Here is a 20,532-nt window from a genome sequence, read left to right as displayed (position 1 = left end):
GTAGCCCGAGTCCGTCGCCAGCAGGGCGCGGTGGGCCTGAATCCCCAGGTGGCTGCGCCGCGTGCGTGGAGGGGCCAGTCGCCACATCTCCCGGCCCGTCACCTCGTTGAAGGCCAGGGCGATCCGATCATCCGAGAGCGTGAGCAGCAGCCCGTCCTGCCGCAGCAGCAGTGGGCCGATGTGCAGGCCATCGTGGTCGTGCAGCCAGCGCGCACTCGCGCCCTTGCCCTGGAAGCCACACAGGCGCACGGCGCTCGCCCCGAGGCTGTAGCCGTCCACCGAGGCCGCCACGCCATGCGTCGCCGCCCTGCGCCAGAGCTGCTTGCCCGTCTTGCGCTCGAAGGCGCACGCCATCCGCGGCGACGAGAACACCAGCCCCTGGCGCCCCAGCATCAGCCGCCCCTGGTCCGCGTCCGCCAGCTTGCGCTGCTCCCACAGGCTCTGGAAGCGCAGGCGGCGCAGGCGCCCGGGCACCTTCAGGGGGCGAGAGGCTCCCGGCGAGGGAGCCATGCGCGCCATCGCGGGCGCGCTCTCCTCGGGAGGCAGCACGGCCCCGCGCACGTGCGAGAGGCCCTCCCGACAGCGCTCGCCCAGCTCCACGAGGTAGGGGTTGCCCGCCAGCGCCCGCTCCCGCTCGGCCATGGCCACCGCCAGGGCCTGCCCCAGGTGGAACATGGCCTCCACCAGCGCCTCGCCCTGGAGGGGAAAGGAGCTGCCTCCCAACCGGACCTCTCCCGCCTTCAGGTCCAACACCAATTCCGGACGCACACCCGCGGGCTCGAAGCTGAAGCGCGGCTCGCCCAGCTCCACCGCCCGCGCCAGGTCCGCCGCCTGCCGGGTCAGCTCCAGCACGGTGAGGAAGGGCGGCCCCACCGCGCGCCACGCCACCGGGCGCTCCGGCAGCGACAGCCACACCTCTCCTGGGCACAGCAGCGAGGCCAGCGCTGGGCCCTTCTCCCTCGCGGAGCGACGCAGCACGTCATCCGGATCCTCCAGCGCGAAGCCGAAGCCGGGCACGTTGGGCGGTGCCACCCGCCGGGTGAAGGGCTGCGGACGGAGCTCCTCGGGATGGTAGGCGGGCTCCTCGAGCTTCCTCAGCGCCCGCTCGAGCCCCTGCTCGTGCTCCTTGGACAGCGCCCGGGGGGCCACCCGCGAGATGTCCTCGAGGAAGTCCCGGCCGCACGTCCGGGCCGCCTCCACCAGCTCCTCCGCGTCCAACCGCAGCGGTGGGCGCAACAGCCGGGCTGGCCGCGACAGGCTCGCCACCTGGAGCTCGATGTCCGTTCCTGAACGTCTCAGCACCAGCTCCAGGTGCGCCTCCGCCAACGAGACCTGGGCCAGCCTCTGGCTCCCCGCATGCAGCGCGGCCACGGCCTCCACGAGCGCCGGCACCGCCTCCGCGAGCGCTTCCTCCACCGCCCCGGGCAGCAGATTCACCCCGTCCAGCTCCAGCGCGACGGAATCGTGCGGAGGGTCGGCGGGTTCGCGTTTCCATCGATGTCCGATGCGAAAGCGGATCATCCCTTCCCCATTCGTTGACAAGCCAGAATAGCGATGGCTAGCATCCGCCGCCCATACGGACCTACATTTTTGTAACCGTTCGAAATTATTGGGGAATCGCCGATGACTTTTTATGAGGCCGCTCTCCGTATCCTGGAGAGCGAAGGTCGACCCCTCACCTTCGTGGAGATCACCGAGAAATCGATCGCCGAGAACCTGCTGTCCCACGTGGGCAAGACGCCCGAGCTGACGATGCTGTCGCGGCTCGCGGCGATGGCCCGCAGGACGCGCGATCGCAAGGTGGTCGTCACCGCCAAGGACACCTTCGCGCTCGTGGATTGGGCGTTGCCGGAGGATGCCGAGGCGTTGGCGTTGACGGGAGTGATGGAGGCACATCCAGAGGACAGCCTGCCGCCGCTGCGGCCGGTCGAGCGCCATCCGGAGCCGCGCACGGAGAACGTGCGGGCCGCGGGGCGTGGCACCGAGCGCGGTGGCAAGCGCCGCCGCGAGGAGGAGGAGGAGGGTCGGGGTGGCCGTCGCCGCCGCTTCCCGCCCATGCCGGAGGTGGTGTTCGAGATCCTCAGCGAGTCCGAGCAGTCGCTGCGCCCGGAGCAACTCCTGGAGCGGGCGAAGAGCAAGGAGCTCGCGGGCGAGGACATCACCGTGGAGGCCCTGCTCACCGCGCTGCTGGAGGACAACCAGCGCCGCATCGACGCGGGCCGCCGCCCCCAGTTCTCGCTGTCCAAGGAGACGGGGGAGGTGACGCTGGAGCGCGCGGGCGCGCCGAGCGAGGCGCCGCCGCTGGAGCTGCAGGCCGCGTTCGCCGCCGCGCTGGGGATTCCGCTCGAGGACGGGCGCCCGGTGCTGCCAAAGGCCGGTGTGGCTGGCGCCGCGACGCCCGAGGCCCAGGCCGATGCCGCCCTGATGACGACGGCGCGCACGGCGGTGAAGGACGCGCGCAAGGCCGTGGCTCGTGCGGTGCGCAAGCGCCTGGGCGAGCTGGACGTGGGCACCTTCGAGAAGTCCGTGGTGAAGATGATGCACGCGCTGGGCTTCCGCGAGCTGAAGGTGGCCAAGCGCTCCAAGGAAGGCCCGCTGCTCACCGCGCGCAAGCGCGAGGGCAGCGTGGACCTGCGCTTCGCCATCCGCATGCTCCGGGGCACGCCGTCCATCGAGCGCAAGGCGGTGCAGGAGCTGCGCAAGGACCTCGGCCACTACTCGGCCCAGGTGGGCCTGCTGGCGTGCGCCGGGGACGTGCGGGGCGATGCGCGCACCGAGGCCCAGGCGAGTGGCTCGCTGGTGATGCTGTGGTGCGGTGACGCGCTCGGCGAGAAGTTCCTCGAGGCCAAGGCCGCGGTGAGCGTCACCACGGTGGAGCTGTACGACGTCGACGAGCGCTTCTTCGAGGTGGCGAAGCTCGAGGCCGAGGAGGCCCAGAAGCGTCGCGAGGAGCGCCAGCGCGAGAAGCAGGCGCGCGAGGAAGGGGAGGAGGGCGCCGAGGAGACCGGGACGCGCGAGGCCCGCGAGACCGAGTCCACCGAGGAGTCCCCCGCGCCGTCCCGCCGCGAGGAGCGCCAGCGCGCCCGCGAGGAGCGGCGTCGCGAGCGGCAGGCCCGTGCCGAGCAGGCCCGCGCCGACAAGCCCGAGGCCGCGCAGGCGCCGGTCGCCGTCGCGCCCACCGAGGCCGTCGCTCCCGCCGCCCTCTCCGAGGAGGAGCAGGGCGAGGAGGGGGATGACGAGGGCGAGGACGAGGATCTGGAGGCCGCGAGCGCCTTCGTCGGCGGTGGTCAGCCGGACGTGGGGCCCCCGGGAGAGACCGCGGGTGAGCGCAAGCGCCGCCGCCGTCGTCGTCGGGGTCGTCGCGGCCGGGGTGGCCGGGGTCCCGAGGGGGCCGCCGGAACGCCGGGCGCCGAGGGTGCCGCCGGGGCGCCGGGGACTCCTCCGGGTGAGGCCGTCGCCGCCGCGGAAGGGGCCGTTGCCGCCGAGGGGACAGCCGCCGCCGGGGCGGCTTCCGGTGAGGGCGTCGCCCCCGCCGGGCCCGTCGCCGAGGCCGCGGCTCCGACCGCCGCCGAGGAGGCCGCCGCCTCCGCGCCTTCCGAGGGCCTGGCGCCTCCGGGCGAGGCCATGAGGACGGCCGCCGAGTGGCAGACGCCCTTGCCGAGCGTGGAGAGCGCCGCTCCGGCCGAGGCCCAGCGCACGGCCGCGGAGGAGTCCGCTCGGGTAGCCGCCGAGAAGGCGGAGTCCGTCGCCGAGGGGGCCCGTCCTCCCTCGGAGCCGGCCCCTTCCAACGAGCCACCTCCCTCGGGGAGCGGCTCGCCGGAAGGCGGGACGACCTGACGTCTTCGCGCTCTCCGTGGGTGAGGGGAGCGCGAGAGTGGGCTAGGGTAGGCCGGTATGAAGCCCGGCCTGCTCATCGTGGTGGTGGCCTTGATGCTCGGCGCCTGCCGTTCGCGGGAGCCGCTCCTGCCGGTGGAGCACGTCACGCTCAAGGGCGCGACGGTGGTGGACAACGGCCTGCTCGGCTGGGGGCCGTCGGACGTCCAGGTGCTCTTCACGGACGCGCTGCGCCAGAGTCGCCGCTTCGAGCTGCTCGAGGAGGGCGAGAAGGACGAGAAGGCGCGGCGGGTGAAGGGGGCCTGGGCCCTCACGCTGGAGCTGCCCTTCACGCGCGAGTCGCTCAAGGACGGCGGCTCCTTCACCTTCGCCGAGGTGGGCGTCACCCTGGCGCTGGAGCGGCGCGGGGCGGAGTCCACGGATCGCTACCAGGTGGTGGGCATCGGCGAGGTGCGGGTGGAGGGCAAGGAGCCCGAGGCGCGTCGCAAGGCCGTGCGCGAGGCGCTCCGGCGGGCCTTCTCCCAGGTGTCCGAGGCCGCGGCGCTCCAGATGGCGGCGGCGGACCGGGAGGACGCGGCGCTCCTGCAGGACTTGCAGTCCTCGGACGAGCGGGTGCGCGAGTTCGCCCTGCACGTGCTGGCGGAGCGGCGCAACCCCGCGTCGGCCCCGCTGCTCATCCGCCAGTTGGAGGAGGAGGACGCGCAGGAGGTGCGCCAGGCCATCGGCGCGCTGGTGGAGATGAAGGCGCGCGCCGCCATTCCCGCCCTCATCGAGCTGGTGAAGGATCAGGAGATCGGCTTCGTGCAGGAGGTCGTCTTCGCCATCGGGGAGATCGGCGGCGCCGAGGCCGAGGCGTACCTCTTCACGGTGGCGCACGGGCATGATCAGCCGGATGTCCAGGCCGCCGCCCAGCAGGCGCTGGACACGCTCTACGCATCACGCAAGCTGGCCACTCCGGAGGCGCGCGATACGGATCGCGCGGAACACTGACACATGAAGCTCTCGTCTGTCGTCGTACGGTGGGGCCTCGGGGCCGCGCTGGCCATGGGAGTCGGCGCGTGCGCGAGCCGGCAGCAGGTGGTCGAGCAGGAGACCCGTCCCTCCGAGTCGCTGGCCGCGTACTACCCGCTGGCCGTGGGCAACCGCTGGACGTACCGGGTCAACGGCCGCGTGGACAAGACCGTGGACGTGGAGGTGCTCAAGGAGGAGGACGGCTACTTCCACGACAGCCAGGGTGGGCAGCTGTCCGTGGATGGGTTCGGCATCCGGGATCGCAAGCGCTACCTGCTGCGCGGGCCGCTCACCGAGGGCAACGCGTGGACGAACGTGGTGTCCGTGTCCTCCACCGAGCGCTACCGCATCCTCCAGGCGGGCGTGCCGTGTGAGGCGCCGGCCGGCTCCTTCGCGCACTGCGTGCGGGTGGAGGCGCGCAACCGCGTGGACGCGAACACCACCCTGGTGAATGCCTTCACCTTCGCCGAGGGCGTGGGGCTGGTGCGCGTGGAGGTGTCCGCCGAGAAGAGCAACGGCGAGCGCCTGCCGCAGACGTGGTTGGAGCTGGCCTCGTATCAGGTCAAGGACGCGGGTCGCTGAGCACAGGGGAGCGGAACATGAAGGAGATCGGCATTGCCCTGCTGGGACTGGGCAACGTGGGGCTGGGGACGTACCGGATCCTCAATCAGCACGCGAAGGACATCGAGCGGCGGCTGGGCGCGCGGGTGCGCGTGCGCCACGTGCTGGTGCGCAACCAGGGCAAGGCCCGCCCCGAGGACGTGCCCGCCTCGCTCATCACCCACGACATCCAGACCATCCTGAAGGACCCCGAGGTGGCGGTGGTGGTGGAGGTGATGGGCGGGCTGAACCCCTCGCGCGAGTACCTCGAGCAGGCGATTGCCTCGGGGCGCCATGTGGTGACGGCGAACAAGGCGCTGCTGTCCTCACATGGCGAGGCGCTCTTCTCGCAGGCGCTGGCGCGCGGGGTGGACGTCCACTTCGAGGGCGCCGTCTGCGGCGGCATCCCCATCATCCGCACGCTGCGCGAGGCGCTCGCGTCGGACCGGGTGGAGTCGCTCATCGGCATCGTCAACGGCACCACCAACTTCATCCTCTCGGCCATGGCGGACGAGGGGGCCACGTACGCGGACGCGCTCCGGCGGGCGCAGGAACTCGGCTACGCGGAGGCGGATCCGACGTTCGACGTGGGCGGCATGGACGCGGCGCAGAAGCTGTGCCTGCTGGCCTCACTGGCCTTCTCGGCCCGGGTGTCCCCCGAGTCCATCCTCGTGGAGGGCATTACCAGCCTCACCCCCGTGGACATCGCCTACGGGCGCGAGGCGGGCTACGTCCTCAAGCTGCTCGCCCAGGCGCGCCGCGCTCCCGAGGGCCTGGACGTGCGCGTCCACCCGGCCTTCATCCCCGCCGCCAGCCCCCTGGCGGACGTGCGCAGCGCCTTCAACGCGGTGCTGCTCCAGTCCGTCGCGCTGGGGGCCTCGCTCTACTCGGGCCGGGGCGCCGGGGCGATGCCCACTGGCAGCGCGGTGGTGTCGGACATCATCGACACCTGCCGCAACCTCCTGGCCGGTGTCTCCGGGCGCCTGCCCCTGCCATGCGCGCCGCACGTGCAGGAGGTGCCCCTGCTGCCCTCGGGCGAGCGCCGCGGGCCGACCTACCTGCGCTTCTCCGTCAGCGACGAGCCCGGCGTGCTGGGGCGCATCGCCAGCGTGCTGGGTGAGAAGGGGGTGAGCATCAACTCGGTGCTTCAGCGTCCCCCGCGCCCCGAGGACGCCCACGCCACCATCGTCGTCTTCACCCACGAGACGCGCGAGTCGGATGTCATGGCCGCGGTGAAGTGGATCGACTCGCTGCGCAGCACCCGTGCCCCCACCCAGGTCATCCGGATTGAAGAGGGGCCAGGCGTGTTGCTCGCCGGGTAGGAGAGCAGCCAGGCAACCGGACGATGCGGCTCCCTGCCGAGCGAGGCGGTTGAAAGCCGGGCCGCTCGTCCCTACCCTGGGGGCCCTTTTCCCCGGAGGGCCTCTGAATGGGTGCGATCGAGAACGCCGAGCAGACGCAGGAGGAGCTCATCCTCGGTTTCCTCGCGGATGGGCGTGACGAGTACACCTCGGGAGAGGCGCTCTCGGCCAAGCTGGGCCTGTCGCGCACCGCCGTGTGGAAGCACGTGGAGTCGCTGCGCGGCAAGGGCTACCGCATCGACGCCGTGCCCGCGCGGGGCTATCGGCTGGTGGACGTGCCGGATCGGCTCTCGCCCCTGGAGCTCTCGCCCCTGTTGTCCACCCATCACCTCGGGCAGAGCATCCACTTCCACGAGTCCCTGCCATCCACCAACGAGGCCGCCTTCCGGCTGGCCGCAGACGGCGCCGAGCACGGCGAGGTGGTCGTCACCGAGCAGCAGACGGCCGGCAAGGGTCGCCGGGGCCGCGTCTGGGTGTCGCCGCCGGGGCTGAACCTGTACTTCTCCGCCATCCTCCGGCCGGAATTGCCGCCGCAGCGGGCCTCCGAGCTCACGCTGGTGGCCGCGGTGGCGCTGGCCGAAACGTTGCGCGAGGAAGGCGTCGACGCCCTCATCAAGTGGCCCAACGACGTGCAGCTCGGTGGCCGCAAGGTGGCGGGCATCCTCACCGAGCTGTCCGCGGAGCCCGAGCGCGTCCACTTCGTGGTGGTGGGCATCGGCGTCAACCTCAACGCCGGCCGCGAGGACTTCCCGCCCGAGGTGGCCGCCACCGCCACCTCGCTCTCCGAGGCGCTGGGCCGGCGCGTCAACCGCGCCCTTTTCACCACCGCCCTCTGGGGCCGGCTGGAGGAGTGGTTGGACCTGCACCACGAGGTGGGCTTCGATCCGGTGCGCCAGCGCTGGAAGGAGCTGTCCTCCACGCTCGGCCAGGACGTGCTGGTGCGTACCGACCGATCGGAATTGCGCGGTGTGGCTGAAGACATCGATGCCGCCGGTGCACTCCTGGTGCGGACGGCGCAGGGCTCGCTGGAACGGGTGCTCGCCGGGGATGTGGAGCAGCTCCGTCCCCGGGTGACGCCGCGCCCCGAATAGGGGCGTGGGGGGGCGGCTTCGCGCTAGACTGGGCGTGGCCATGCTTCTCGCGATCGACGTCGGCAACACCAACACCGTGCTCGGGGTGTACGACGGCAAGCGCCTGTTGGATCACTGGCGCCTGGAGACGAGCACCCGCCGCACCTCCGACGAGTACGGCATCCTGCTGCGCCAGCTCTTCCAGGTGAGCGGCATCGACCCGGACAAGGTGCGCGCGGTGGCCGTCTCCAGCGTGGTGCCGCCGCTGCAGTTCAACCTGGAGCGGATGAGCGAGCGCTACTTCAAGACGCGCCCCATGTTCGTCGGGCCCGGGGTGAAGACGGGCATGCCCATCCTCTACGACAACCCGCGCGAGGTGGGCGCCGATCGCATCGTCAACGCGGTGGCCGCCTACGACAAGCACCACCGCGGCGTCATCGTCGTGGACTTCGGGACGGCCACCACGCTCGACGCGGTGACGCCCAAGGGCGAGTACCTCGGCGGCGCCATCTGCCCCGGCATCCACATCTCCATGGAGGCGCTCTTCCTGAATGCCTCCAAGCTGCCGCGCGTGGAGTTCTCCCGGCCGCCCCACGTGGTGGGCCGCAACACCGTGCACTCCATCCAGTCCGGCCTCGTCTACGGCTACGTGGGGCTGGTGGAGGGCATCTGTACCCGCATGCAGGCCGAGCTCGGCTTCGAGGTGCGGGTGGTGGCCACGGGCGGCCTGGCGCCGCTGGTGGCCACCGAGTCCAAGGTCATCAACGAGGTCGACGAGTTCCTCACGCTCGAGGGACTCCGCATCATCTACGGAAGGAACCACGCCGCATGAGCACCACCGCCGCCTCGCCCCAGACGATTCCCGCCGCACCCCCGGGCTGCCCCATCACGGCCGAGTTCCTGCCGCCCAACATGCGCAAGCACGTGGACCCGGCCGCGCCGCCGCCCCTGCGGATGATGGCCGCCAAGGCCCTGGTGCCGCTGGCGCCCGCGGACATGCTCGGCGCCCTCTTCATGCTCACGTTCGACGCGGACGCGGGCGTGCGCGAGACGGCCTCCAAGACGGCCGCCGCCCTCCCGGATCGCTTCTCCGCCGGCCTGCGTGACGAGAACGTCGCCGCCCCCGTGCTGGGCTGGTTCCTCACGCTGCTGCGCGCCAAGGACGTCTACGCGGAGATGCTCGTGCTCAACCCCACCACGCCCGACGAGGCCGTGGCCGAGGTGGCGCGCGACTGCAGCGCGAAGATCGCGGAGATCATCGGGCAGAACCAGCTGCGCGTGCTGCGCCACGAGGACATCCTGCGCAACCTGTGCACCAACCCCAACGCCAACCCGGCGCTGATCGTCAACGTCTGCGACTTCGCGGTGCGCAGCGGCCTGGTGCTCGCGGACGTGCCCCAGGTGCAGGCCGCGCGCGTGCGCGTCTTCGGGCCCCAGGCCGCTCCGCCCGAGCCCGGCCCCACCGCCGAGGAGATCCTCCAGGAGTTCCAGGACGTCGTGGCCAAGGAGACGCCGGAGGGGGAGGAGGCGGAGAACGCCCCGCCCATGGAGGAGGGCAAGAAGCTCAGCCTCACCCAGCGCATCATGAAGATGAGCATCGCCCAGAAGATCAAGCTGGCGACGCTGGGCAACAAGGAGGCGCGCAGCTTCCTCATCCGCGACACCAACAAGCTCGTCTGCACCGCCGTCATCCGCAGCCCTCGCATCACGGATGGCGAGGTCCTCTCCTGCGCGGCCAACAAGACCGTCAACGAGGAGGTGCTGCGCATCATCTACAGCAGCCGCGAGTTCACGAAGAACTACAAGATCAAGATGGCGCTGCTGAAGAACCCCAAGCTGCCGCTCTCGGTGGGCATGAAGTTCCTCAACACCCTGCGCGAGAACGACGTGAAGGAGCTCAGCCGGGACAAGAACGTCCCGTCCGCCCTCCAGGGCGTCGCCAAGAAGATGATGGAGAAGAAGAACGAGCCCAAGAAGGAAGAGAAGTAGGGCTCGCGGCTGGGGTGAGGGGAGCTCCCCACGGGTTCAGCCCGTGGGGCTCGGGACCCTCGCCCCGGGTGCCTCTCCCGGTGGGGGAGAGGCGAGGGTGCTTCAGGCGACGGCTTCCTCGTCGTCCTGACCCGCGGGCTGCTCCTCGAGGAGCTGCGTCGCGATGGCCAGCGCCTTCTTCGTCTTCTCGCGCAGCTTCTCGTCGGCCTTGATGCGCGTGTAGAGCCGCGCCACGCGCTCCTCGTTGCGCGCCACCGCGTCCTCCAGCTCGCCGATGCGCTTGCGCAGCTCCTCGGACTCCTGGCTCGCCTGGGCCCGCGCCGAGTCCAGCTCCGCTCGCGCCGAGTCCAGCTCGGCCCGCGACGAGTCCAGCTCCGCCCTCACGCCGTCCGCCTCGCCGCGCGACGCCGCCAGCTCCGCGTCGAGCTGCTCCGCGCGCCCCCGGAGCTCCTCGAGCTCGGCGGCCTGCGCCTGGTACTGCTCCACCTCGGCCTGCATCGCCGCCGCGCGAGCCGTGGCGCCACGCGCCTCCTCCTTGGCCGCCGCGAGCTGCTGCTCCACCCGCTTGCGCTCCGCCAGGAGCTGGTCCGCCTTCGTCTGCAGCGTCTTGAGCTGCGCGTCGCGGCGGGTGATCTCGTCCGTCGCCCCGTTGGCCTGCGTCTCCAGCGCGAGCTGCTTGTCCTGCAGCTCGACGATCTCCTGCTCCTTCTGGTTCAGCTCGGTCTTGAGGCGGAGGATCTCCCGGTCCTTGCGGTTGGAGGCCTCACGCAGCGCCAGGGTGGCCTGGTCGTTCTTGCCGACGGAGGCCTTGGCCGTCTCCAGCTCGGTGGACTTGCTCTCCAGCTCGGCCTCGAGCTCCTGCACCCGGGTCTCCGTGGTGCTGGCCTGGGCGCGCGAGTCCTGCAGGGCACCCTCCAGCTCCAACACGCGGGCGCGCAGGTTGCGCAGCTCGGCGGCGTCGGCCGCGGACATGGCCGGGGCCGGCGGCGTGCTCGTGGCGGCGGGGCGCACCGGAGTCGTCACGGCGGCGGGCGGGGTCCGGGCCGGCGTGGGCGGCGTCACCGGAGCCGGCCTGGCCACGGCCGGAGCCGGAGCCGGAGCCGGAGCCGGCTTGGCCACGACGGGCGTCGGCGCGGGGTTCGGCGGCGGGAAGCCCACCACCGTCTTGTCGTCCGTGCCGAACGCGTCCAGCCCGTCGTCGGTGTCACCACCGCCCAGGCTGTCGAGCCCGGAGAAGTCGTCCTCGGGGTTGCTCAGCTCCGGCGGGGCTTCCACCGGCTCCTCGATGCTGCCCGTCACGGGCTGATCCAGCGAGTCGCCGAAGGGGTTGTCGGTGTCGAGCATCGACAGCTCGTCGCCGTGGCTCTCCAGGGGCTCGCCCTCGATGGCCAGCTCCTCGCCCTGCACCGGCTCGTCGCCCAGCCCGTCCAGGCCGCCGAGGGTGAGGCCGTCGTCGACGACCTCGCCGGCGGGCAGCTCCGGGAAGCCGATCAGCGTGCCCACGCACTCCACCAGCGCGTCGGGGTTGACGGGCTTGGCCACGTAGTCGTCCGCGTGCGCCTTCAGCTTGCGGTGCTGCGCGAAGCCGTCCGGGTTGCCGATGATGACGATGGGGATGCCCTTGAGGTCATCGTCCTTCTTCAGCTTGCCGCAGATGAGGTAGCCGTTCTGACCCGCGGAGAGGTCCACCGCGAGCACCACCAGCTCCGGCCGGTCGCGGCGGATCAGCTCCACGCTGCCCTTGCCGTCGGTGGTCTCCTGCGCCGCGAAGCCGCGGGCCTCCAAGGCCTCCCGCAGGGACGCGGAGAGGGCGGTGTCACTTTCGACGATGAGGATGTTCTTGGACATGAAGGGCTGCCAGACCAGGGAAGGCGTGCGCGTCCTCGCGGCGATGCGCGAGGACGGCGGCTCTGGAAAAGTCGCTCGGCGAGGCTATCGGTGCCTACTGGGACCGTCAATCTTCGGTCCCGTCAGACTTCCAGGCTGTCTGGCGTGCCCAGCAGACGAGCAGCCTCGCCGGCGGCGTGCTTCAGGGCTGTAGCGAGACGGGGAGGGCGGCGACGTCGGGCGACACGGGCGGCCGCGACGGCTTGCCGCTCCCGCGCTCCTTCCCGGCGACCATGCGGAGGATGTCCTTCTCGTCGAGATCCGTCACCAGCTCGTAGACGATCTCCCCCTCGCGCCACACGGCCACGTTGTAGCCGAGGCTGGAGCCCACCTGCACGGAGGGCAGGGGAGGGGCCTTCACCTCGCGCTGGGCATCATCGAAGACGAAGAGGCCGATGCGCCTGGCGGGCGCGCCCTGCTTCTCGGTCTGGCTCTCGTAGCTGATGTAGGCGGCGGGGCGATCCGTCACGTTGGAGATGCGCGCGCCGGACAGGGTGCTCCCCGGCAGCTTGGGCACCTGTACGCGGTGATCGAACTTGCCATCGAGCCAGGCCTCGACGACCTCGTGCGAGTCGCCGGCGATCTCCACCGGCAGCTTCTTGGCGTGCCGTCGCGCGGCGTCATCCATGAAGCGTCGGTGCTGCTCCGGCTGGAAGGCGAGCCATGAGCCGCCGGCCGCGAGCACCACCAGGGCCGCGGCGCTCGCGCGCAACCACCCCTGCTGCTGGACGCGCCGCTGCTCCTGGCGCATCCCCGTCTGGAGTCTGGCGCGCAGGGCGTCGGGAGCCCGCGTGGTCTCCACCGCCTGTCGCGCGGCCCGGCGCAGCGACTGCTGCATCCGGGCCTCCTCGTGGACTCGCTGTGTGCAGGTGGCGCACTGGGTGAGGTGCGCTTCCACGTCGAGCCGTTCCTCGGTCTCAAACTCGCCATCGAGGTACGGGTAGAGGATCTGATCCAGTTCCTGGCAGGTCATGAGCGCTCAGGGGGTGGGCGGAAGGTTTGGGCCCGTGGAAATATTTTTAAATATTTCCGGGCCCATGAACCTCGATCTACCCCACCTTCTTCCTGCGACGATATTCTTCGAGATTCGTCGCGGCGCCGGTGGCGGTATTTCCGGTGTTGGCGGCCCCGCCCCCTTCGACTTCATGACGCAGCACGCCAGTGCCCTGGGCGTACTCGCGCAGCGTCTTCTGCAGCAGCTTGCGTCCGCGGAACAGCCGGCTCATCACCGTGCCCACGGGACACTCGAGGATCTCGGCGATCTCCTTGTAGGAGAACTCCTGCAGGTCCGCGAGGATGACCACCAGCCGGAAGTCGATGGGCAGCGCGTCGATGGAGCGCAGCACGTCATCCGACAGCAGCCGGTCGAAGAAGTACTGCTCGGGGTTGGCCGCGAAGTCCGTCGCGTCCCGGCTCACGAAGCGCTCATGCACCGCCTCGCGCTCCACACCCTCCACCACGCTGCGCTCCTTCACCTTGCGCCGGTAGCGGTTGATGAAGGTGTTGGTGAGAATCTTGAAGAGCCAGGCCTTGATGTTGGTGCCCCGCTCGAACTTGTCGAAGAAGCGGTAGGCCCGCATGCAGGTGTCCTGCACCAGGTCCTCGGCATCTCGCTCATTCTTCGTCAGCCTCAGGGCCGCGGAGTACAGGGGGTCGAGATGAGCGAGGGCCAACTCCTCGAATTCCTGTTTGGTCCGGTTGTTTTGCCTGAAGTCCAACATGTCCCCGCCTTCCAGAGGCCCGAAATTACAGGCGATTGAGTCGTTCCCTACCCGGCAATGTATGCACGGGAACATAACGGGCAACAACACAAAGCCCGCCGGCGCCGTCTGCACGGCTGCCCCGGCGGGCGGGAGACATTTAACAAGGGGACTTATTCCCTGCTTTTCAACAGGAGACCCGCCCCCTTGGATGTCGCAGGGTTGACTACCGGCCCTTCGAACCGATGGCGTCGGTGATGGACAGGTACTTGTACCCGAGGTCCTTGGCGACGGCCTCGTAGGTGACGTGGCCGTTGTAGGTGTTGAGGCCGCGGGCCAGGGACTTGTCGCTCTTGATGGCCTCGATGAGGCCCATGTCGGCGATCTTCCGGGCGTAGGGCCGGGTGGTGTTGGTGAGGGCGAAGGTGGACGTCTGGGGCACCGCGCCGGGCATGTTGGCCACGCAGTAGTGCACCACGCCGTGCTTCACGAAGGTGGGGTTGTCGTGGGTGGTGGGCACGCACGTCTCGATGCAGCCGCCCTGGTCCACCGCCACGTCCACCACCACGGAGCCGGGGCTCATCTCGGCGATGAGGGCCTCGGAGACGAGCTTGGGCGCGGCCGCGCCGGGGATGAGCACGCCGCCCACCACGAGGTCCGCCTCGCGCACGCTCCGGGCGATGCTCTCGCTGTCGGAGGCCAGGGTGGCCACGCGACCGAGGAACACGTCATCCAGGTAGGTGAGGCGCTCGAGGTTGATGTCGATGATGGTGACCTCGGCGCCCATGCCCACGGCCACCTTGGCCGCGCAGGTGCCCACCACGCCACCGCCGATGATCGTCACGCGGCCGCGGCGCACGCCGGGCACGCCGCCCAGCAGGATGCCCTTGCCGCCGTGGGCCTTCTCCAGGCACGTGGCGCCGACCTGGATGGCCATCTTGCCGGCCACCTCGGACATCGGCTTGAGCAGCGGCAGCGAGCCGTCGTCGAGCTGGATGGTCTCGTAGGCCACCGCGGCGGCCTTCTTCTTCACCAGGGTGCGGGTGAGCTCCGGGTCCACGCCGGACAGGTGGAAGTAGGTGTAGATGACCTGCCCGTCCTGGATGCGCTCGTACTCGGGCGCGATGGGCTCCTTCACCTTCACGACCATCTCGGCGCGCTTCCAGACCTCGTCCGCGCTCTGGACGATCTGCGCACCGACGCGCTGGTATTCCGAGTCGGGGATACCGGAGCCGACACCGGCGTTCGTCTCGACGAGAACCGTGTGGCCCGCGCTGGTGAGCGCGCGAACGCCCGCCGGAACCATGCCGACACGGTACTCACGGGTCTTGATCTCCTTGGGAACTCCGACAATCACTTGGGATGCCTCCGAAATGTCCGCAACCAGGCGGAAAAAAGTGGGCGGACCCTAGGCAGGGGCCTGGGGGGAGTCAAGACGCGCTCGGGCAAGGAGCCATACGGCACGTGAAAGCGCGCTGCGTCGAAAGGCTCGCCCGGCAGTGATAGTTAACGAGGTCATGACTTTGGCACCGAAACTCCTGTTCGCCGACTCCAAGGGCCGGGTGATGGAGCATCCGTACCTGCTCGCCACCCTGCGAAGCGGGGAAGAGCTCGTTCCCCCCCAGGACAAGCCCATCCCCCTGCCGTCCGCTGGCCGGCTCGTCCACCTGCCGGGCCGTCTGCCCGTGGGGCTCAACCCCGAGACGGGGGAGCTGGAGCTGGTGCGCGAGATGAAGGTGAACGGGAAGACCTTCGTGCCCAACGCCGTGGGCGCGCTGCTGCCCCCGGGCTACACGCGCACCTTCCTCCCCGGCGAGGTGAAGGCGGACGGTCCCATCCTGCCGCAGTGGGCCTATACCGCCGCCGCCTGGGGGGAGGACGGCCCCGTGGCCTGGGCCATCCACACCGACAAGCGCTCGCACTGGGATCCGGAGAAGTACTCCACCCCCGAGCTGAAGAAGATCGTGGACGCGCACCTGGCGCGCTTCCCCGGCAACCGCGTGCTCAAGCAGCTCACCACGTGCGCGATGCTGTACCGGTGCTTCACCTCGCAGAACATCTTCTATGTGCGCGACGAGGGCGCCATCCCCGCCTCGGTGATGTGCAACGCGCGCTGCGTGGGGTGCATCTCGGATCAGCCGGCGGACGGGCCTCCGGCCTCGCACGAGCGCATGGATGACGGGCCCTCCGGCGAGGAGATGGGGGTCATCGGCCGCTACCACCTGGAGAACGCTCCGGGCCGCACCATGGTCAGCTTCGGCCAGGGCTGCGAGGGTGAGCCCCTCACCCGGTGGAAGTTCATCGCCGAGGCCATCCACTACATGCGCGCGCACACCTCGCGCGGCTCCATCAACATCAACACCAACGCGAGCCTCACCCACGGGCTCGAGGCGCTCCTGGACGCCGGGCTCGACGCGGTGCGCGTGTCGCTCAACTCGGCGGTGAAGGACCTCTACGAGGCCTACTACAAGCCGGTGAAGTACGGCTGGGAGGACGTGGAGGCCTCCATCGCCCTGGCGCGCAAGCGGGGGGCGTACCTCGCCCTCAACCTGCTGCTCTTCCCGGGCGTCACGGATCGCGAGGGCGAGGTGAAGGCCCTGGAGCGGCTGGTGAAGAAGTACAAGGTGGACCAGGTGCAGACGCGCCCGCTGGCCATCGATCCCATCCAGTACCTGGAGGTGGCGCGAGACCGGGGCGCGGGCGGAGAGCCCGTGGGCATCCGCGAGCTGCTGCGTCGGCTCAAGGCGGCCCGGCCCGGGCTCATCATCGGCAACTTCGCGCGGGGCCTCGAGGAGCGGGAGAACGCCGCCGGCGGCCGCGGGTAGAGCGGAGCAGACACGGAGGTTTCGGTATTTGAACCTCGGTGTTTACAGGGTGGGCTGTTAAAGCGCACGATTCTGTTATTCCTGGTTCTTCGCAGCGACTGCGAAGACAGAGTTCAACCGTGCGTGGAGGTCCCATCATGACAGCCAGGAGTCTGGCCCTTCGTTGTACCCATTGGAGTGTGCTCCTCGTGGCGCTGCTGCTCGCGGGGCTGGCCACCGCCTCCGAGGCGTCCGCGGCGGGCTTTACCCTCTTCGAGAGCGGGCAGGTCCGACCGCTCGCGCTCTCGCCCAGCGGCAAGTTCCTCTACGCCGTCAACACCCCGGACAACCATCTCGAGGTCTTCGAGATCACCCCTCGCGGCCTCTCTCACCGGTTCTCGGTTCCCGTCGGGCTCGAGCCCGTCGCGGTCGCGGCGCGCAGTGAGGAGGAGGTCTGGGTCGTCAATCACCTGTCCGACAGCGTGAGCATCGTGCGGCTCAACCTGCTCGGGACGGCTGGCACCGTGACGCGGACCCTGCTCGTGGGCGACGAGCCGCGCGACATCGTCTTCGCCGGGCCGGGCAAGAGCCGCGCCTTCATCACCGCCGCCCACCGCGGCCAGAACGCCCCCTTTGATCCGCAGCTCACCACGCCGGGCATTGGCCGGGCCGACGTCTGGGTCTTCGATGCCAACAACCTGGGTACCTCGCTCGGCGGCACCCCGCTCACCCTCATCAACCTCTTCAGCGATACGCCTCGCGCGCTCGCGGTGACGCCGGACGGCTCGCGCGTTTACGCGGCCGCGTTCCACTCCGGCAACCGCTCCACCGTGCTCCATGAGTCCCTCGTGCCCGACGGCGGCGAGGCGGTGGGCGGCGTGCCCGGGCCCAACACCAACGTCGAGGGTGCGCCGGCCACCGAGGTCTCCGTCCTCGTCAAGTACAACGGCCAGGACTGGGTGGACGTGCTGGGCCGCCCGTGGAGCGACAAGGTGAAGTTCTCCCTGCCGGACAAGGACGTGTTCGCCATCGACGCGCTCGCCCATCCGCCAGCGCAGCTCGCGGGCCCGGCCGGCTTCTACTCCGGCGTCGGCACCATCCTCTTCAACATGGCCGTCAACCCGGTCAACGGCAAGGTGTACGTCAGCAACACCGAGGCCCGCAACGACCTGCGCTTCGAGGGGCCGGGCACCTTCGCCGGCACCACCCTGCGCGGGCACCTCCACGAGAGCCGCATCTCCGTGCTGAGCTCCTCGGGTGTTGCCCCGCGGCACCTCAACAAGCACATCAACTACGACGTCTGCTGTGCGCCCATCCCCAACCCCGAGAACGAGAAGAGCCTCGCGCAGCCGCTCGGCATGGCGGTGAGCTCCAACGGCTCCACGCTGTACGTCGCCGCGTTCGGCTCCTCGAAGATCGGCGTCTACTCCACCGCCGCGCTCGAGGCCGACACCTTCGTGCCGAGCACGGCGAACCAGATCGTCCTGAGCGGTGGTGGCCCCACCGGCATGGTGTTGGACGAGGCCCGCGGTCGCATGTACGTGCTGACGCGCTTCGACAACGCCATCTCCACCGTGAACACCGCCACGCGCAAGGAGCTCGCGCACGTGCGGATGTACAACCCCGAGCCGGCGAGCGTGGTGGAGGGGCGCCCGTTCCTCTACGACGCGCGGAAGAGCTCGAGCCACGGCGATTCGTCCTGCGCGAGCTGCCACATCTTCGGCGACTTCGACAGCCTGGCGTGGGACCTCGGCAACCCGGATGGGCTCGTCAAGAACAACCCCAACCCCATCGTCCCGGCGCTGCCCGAGTTCGGCTCGGAGACGACCTTCGGTCAGGACACGCGCTTCCACCCGATGAAGGGCCCGCTGACGACCCAGAGCCTGCGCGGGCTGGCCAACCACGGTGCGATGCACTGGCGCGGTGACCGCACCGGGGGCAATGACGCGCCGAGCGTTCAGCCGGACAGTGGGGCGTTCAACGAGGACGAGGCCTTCAAGCAGTTCAACCCCGCCTTCATGGATCTGCTCGGCCGCAACGCCCAGCTCTCCCCCGCGGAGATGCAGAAGTTCACCGACTTCGTCCTCCAGGTGATGTACCCGCCCAACCCGATCCGCAACCTCGACAACTCCCTCACGCCGGCGCAGCAGGCGGGCAGGGACTTCTTCAACAACACCACGAGCTTCTTCCATGGCTCGTGCGAGTCCTGCCACCGGTTGGATCCCAACGCCAACCCCGAGAAGGGCCTCTTCAAGGGCTTCTTCGGCGCGGACGGGCGCTCGTCCTTCGACGCGGAGCCGTTGTTTCCCAAGGTTCCGCACCTGCGCAACATGTACCAGAAGGTCGGCATGTTCGGAGCGGGCTTCGGCTTCAACTCGGTCGGCGCGGATCCCTTCCTGGGCGATCAGGTGCGCGGCTTTGGCTTCACCACCGACGGGGCCGTCCCCACGCTCTTCCTCTTCAACAGCCGCTTCGACTTCCACGAGCTCCTCAACCAGGTGGGCATCCCCGTCTCCCCCGAGGGCACCGAGATCAAGAAGAACCTGGAGGACTACATGCTGGCTTTCGACAGCAACCTGGCGCCGATCGTCGGCCAGCAGGTGACCCTCACGGCCTTCAACCAGGGCGAGGTGGGCGCCCGCATCGACCTCCTGCGGGCGCGTGCGAGCGCTGGCGAGTGCGACCTGGTGGCCAAGGGCCGGATCGCGCAGGACGAGGTGGGCTTCCTCTACATGGGCGGTGGGCGGTTCAAGGCCGACCGGCAGTCCAAGCCCCTCGTGTCCGACTCGGCCCTGCGCCTGCAGGTCGCCGCGGGCAACGGCGCGCTGACCTATACCTGCACGCCTCCGGGCTCGGGCCCGCGCATCGGCATCGATCGGGACCTGGACGGAGTCCTCGACGGCGACGAGCGGGTGGCGTCTAGCGATCCGGCGGATCCCCACAGCACCCCGTGAGCAGGGGAGGAATTCAGTGAACGAGCAAGCGCGTAAGAGGCGGATCCTGGTCGTCGACGACGCCGAGGCCATCCACAAGGACTTCCGGCGGATCCTCTGCCCGGAGCCGATTGGAGCCAGGGATGCCCTGGCGCAGTTGGAGGATGCGCTCTTCGGTCCGGCCCCCTCCCGGCAGACCCCCTCCACCGCGGTGTTCGAGCTGGATTCGGCCTACCAGGGGCAGGAGGGGCTCGCGCGGGTACAGGAGGCGCTGGACGCTGGCCGCCCGTATGCGCTGGCCTTCTTGGACTACCGCATGCCGCCCGGCTGGAACGGCTTCGAGACGCTGCGGCACCTGCGCCAGGTAGCGCCCTCGTTGCCGGTGGTGCTCTGCTCGGCCTACTCGGACTACTCGTGGCAGGAGATCGCCCACGAGTTCGGTGGGCCCCACCTGTTGGCGGAGCTGAGGAAGCCCTTCAACACGCAGGAGCTCAACCGGCTGGCGCTCACCCTCACCGGGGCCACACTCCCCGGTGAGGGGAGGGGAGCTACTCCTGCCCCGGGGAGGGGTTGAGCTCCTTCGCCACCAGGTTGCCGAGCACGGCGTCCTTCGGCACGTAGCCGTCGGCGCCGGCCTCGCGGCAGATGCGCTGCAACTCCTCGATGTTCTCGCCGGAGCACAGCAGCACCTTGATGCCCTTGAAGAGGCTGTTGCTCTTGATGAACCGGCAGAACTGCTCGCCGTTCACGTTGGGCATGCGCACGTCCAGCAGGACCAGGTCCGGGCGCGTCTGCTTCTTCAGGATGATCTTCGTCGCCTTGTCCGCCGAGTCGGCGATGTGCACCTCGAAGCCCTTGGTCACCAGGTCCGCTTCGATGATGCGCGCCGTCATCTCGCTGTCGTCGACGATGAGGATGCGAGGCTTGCGCCCGGCCGCCGCCGCCATCTTCGCCGCCGACGGGAAGCCACCCGTGGCCACGGGCGCCGCCGGAGCGGGAGCCGGAGGCGTCACGGGAGCCGGAGTGGGAGCCGGAGGCGTCACGGGGGCTGGAGCGGGCGCGGCGGCCTGAGGCGCCACGGGCGGTGGAGCCGAGGGCACCGTCGGAGTCGTGGGAGTCGCCGCCACCGGAGCCTGCGCCACGGGACGAGGCTGGGCGGGCGGAGCCGCCACGGGCACGCGAGGCGCCGTCGCGGTGGGCTGAGCCCCCGCCGCCGTGGGCTGGGCCGCCGGAGCCTGCGCCACGGGACGAGGCTGGGCGGGCGGAGCCACCACGGGCACGCGAGGCGCCGTCGCGGTGGGCTGAGCCCCCGCCGGAGCCGGGTGGGTGCCCGCCGCCGCCGG

General features: G+C 70.3%; 16 protein-coding genes. 10 read left to right on the top strand and 6 right to left on the bottom strand.

What is annotated here, in order from left to right:
* Nucleotides 1–1,437: hypothetical protein (locus VF697_RS02030; RefSeq protein ID WP_331091721.1), on the bottom strand; the 1,437-nt coding region annotated here is incomplete at its 3' end.
* Between the two features lie 186 nt (nt 1,438–1,623).
* Between VF697_RS02030 and VF697_RS02025 the strand changes: the two genes are divergently transcribed.
* From VF697_RS02025 to VF697_RS01995, 7 genes are all read left to right on the top strand, one after another.
* Nucleotides 1,624–3,837 (top strand): HTH domain-containing protein, encoded by a 2,214-nt coding sequence (locus tag VF697_RS02025; RefSeq protein WP_331091720.1) that lies wholly within the window; start codon nt 1,624–1,626, stop codon nt 3,835–3,837.
* 57 nt (nt 3,838–3,894) lie between these two features.
* Entirely contained in the window at nt 3,895–4,824 is a 930-nt protein-coding gene (locus VF697_RS02020) for a HEAT repeat domain-containing protein (protein ID WP_331091718.1), read from the top strand.
* A gap of 3 nt (nt 4,825–4,827) precedes the next feature.
* Nucleotides 4,828–5,427 (top strand): hypothetical protein, encoded by a 600-nt coding sequence (locus tag VF697_RS02015; RefSeq protein WP_331091716.1) that lies wholly within the window; start codon nt 4,828–4,830, stop codon nt 5,425–5,427.
* Between the two features lie 17 nt (nt 5,428–5,444).
* The gene (locus VF697_RS02010; RefSeq protein ID WP_331091714.1) at nt 5,445–6,767 is read left to right on the top strand and encodes a homoserine dehydrogenase; all 1,323 of its coding nucleotides are present in this window, start codon (nt 5,445–5,447) and stop codon (nt 6,765–6,767) included.
* A 107-nt stretch (nt 6,768–6,874) separates the two neighbouring features.
* Nucleotides 6,875–7,897 (top strand): biotin--[acetyl-CoA-carboxylase] ligase, encoded by a 1,023-nt coding sequence (locus VF697_RS02005; protein WP_331091712.1) that lies wholly within the window; start codon nt 6,875–6,877, stop codon nt 7,895–7,897.
* A 40-nt stretch (nt 7,898–7,937) separates the two neighbouring features.
* On the top strand, nt 7,938–8,708 hold the full coding sequence (locus tag VF697_RS02000; RefSeq protein ID WP_331091710.1) for a type III pantothenate kinase: 771 nt from the start codon (nt 7,938–7,940) through the stop codon (nt 8,706–8,708).
* Entirely contained in the window at nt 8,705–9,865 is a 1,161-nt protein-coding gene (locus tag VF697_RS01995; RefSeq protein WP_331091707.1) for a hypothetical protein, read from the top strand. The genes VF697_RS02000 and VF697_RS01995 overlap by 4 nt, the downstream gene beginning before the upstream one ends.
* Before the next feature lie 102 nt (nt 9,866–9,967).
* On the opposite strand, the gene VF697_RS01990 is transcribed toward VF697_RS01995, so the two are convergent.
* The 4 genes from VF697_RS01990 to ald form a co-directional block, all read right to left on the bottom strand.
* Complete coding sequence (locus tag VF697_RS01990; protein WP_331091705.1) at nt 9,968–11,713, bottom strand: response regulator; 1,746 nt, start codon at nt 11,711–11,713, stop codon at nt 9,968–9,970.
* Nucleotides 11,714–11,894: 181 nt separating this feature from the next.
* A complete protein-coding gene (locus VF697_RS01985; RefSeq protein ID WP_331091703.1) occupies nt 11,895–12,725 on the bottom strand; it encodes an anti-sigma factor family protein in 831 nt (276 codons plus the stop codon).
* A 76-nt stretch (nt 12,726–12,801) separates the two neighbouring features.
* On the bottom strand, nt 12,802–13,473 hold the full coding sequence (locus VF697_RS01980) for a sigma-70 family RNA polymerase sigma factor (RefSeq protein ID WP_331091701.1): 672 nt from the start codon (nt 13,471–13,473) through the stop codon (nt 12,802–12,804).
* Nucleotides 13,474–13,678: 205 nt separating this feature from the next.
* Nucleotides 13,679–14,809 carry an alanine dehydrogenase gene (gene ald, locus VF697_RS01975; RefSeq protein WP_331091700.1) on the bottom strand — a complete coding sequence of 377 codons (1,131 nt, stop codon included), beginning with the start codon at nt 14,807–14,809 and terminating at the stop codon, nt 13,679–13,681.
* A gap of 160 nt (nt 14,810–14,969) precedes the next feature.
* Here ald and VF697_RS01970 point away from each other — a divergent pair, with 160 nt between their 5' ends.
* The 3 genes from VF697_RS01970 (at nt 14,970) to VF697_RS01960 (ending at nt 19,763) form a co-directional block, all read left to right on the top strand.
* Nucleotides 14,970–16,277, top strand: coding sequence for a radical SAM protein (locus VF697_RS01970; RefSeq protein WP_331091698.1), 1,308 nt, complete (start codon nt 14,970–14,972; stop codon nt 16,275–16,277).
* Between the two features lie 137 nt (nt 16,278–16,414).
* Nucleotides 16,415–19,210, top strand: coding sequence for a hypothetical protein (locus tag VF697_RS01965; protein WP_331091696.1), 2,796 nt, complete (start codon nt 16,415–16,417; stop codon nt 19,208–19,210).
* 16 nt (nt 19,211–19,226) lie between these two features.
* Nucleotides 19,227–19,763, top strand: a complete 537-nt coding sequence (locus tag VF697_RS01960; protein WP_331091694.1) for a response regulator — start codon at nt 19,227–19,229, stop codon at nt 19,761–19,763.
* Here VF697_RS01960 and VF697_RS01955 read toward each other — a convergent pair.
* Nucleotides 19,738–20,532: response regulator (locus VF697_RS01955; RefSeq protein ID WP_331091692.1), on the bottom strand; the 795-nt coding region annotated here is incomplete at its 5' end. The two genes, VF697_RS01960 and VF697_RS01955, sit on opposite strands and share 26 nt — an antisense overlap.

This window comes from Archangium sp. (assembly GCF_036388035.1).
GTDB lineage: Bacteria > Myxococcota > Myxococcia > Myxococcales > Myxococcaceae > Archangium.
Note: the sequence above shows the minus strand (reverse complement) of the source record. Positions and strands in the feature narration are given on the sequence as shown.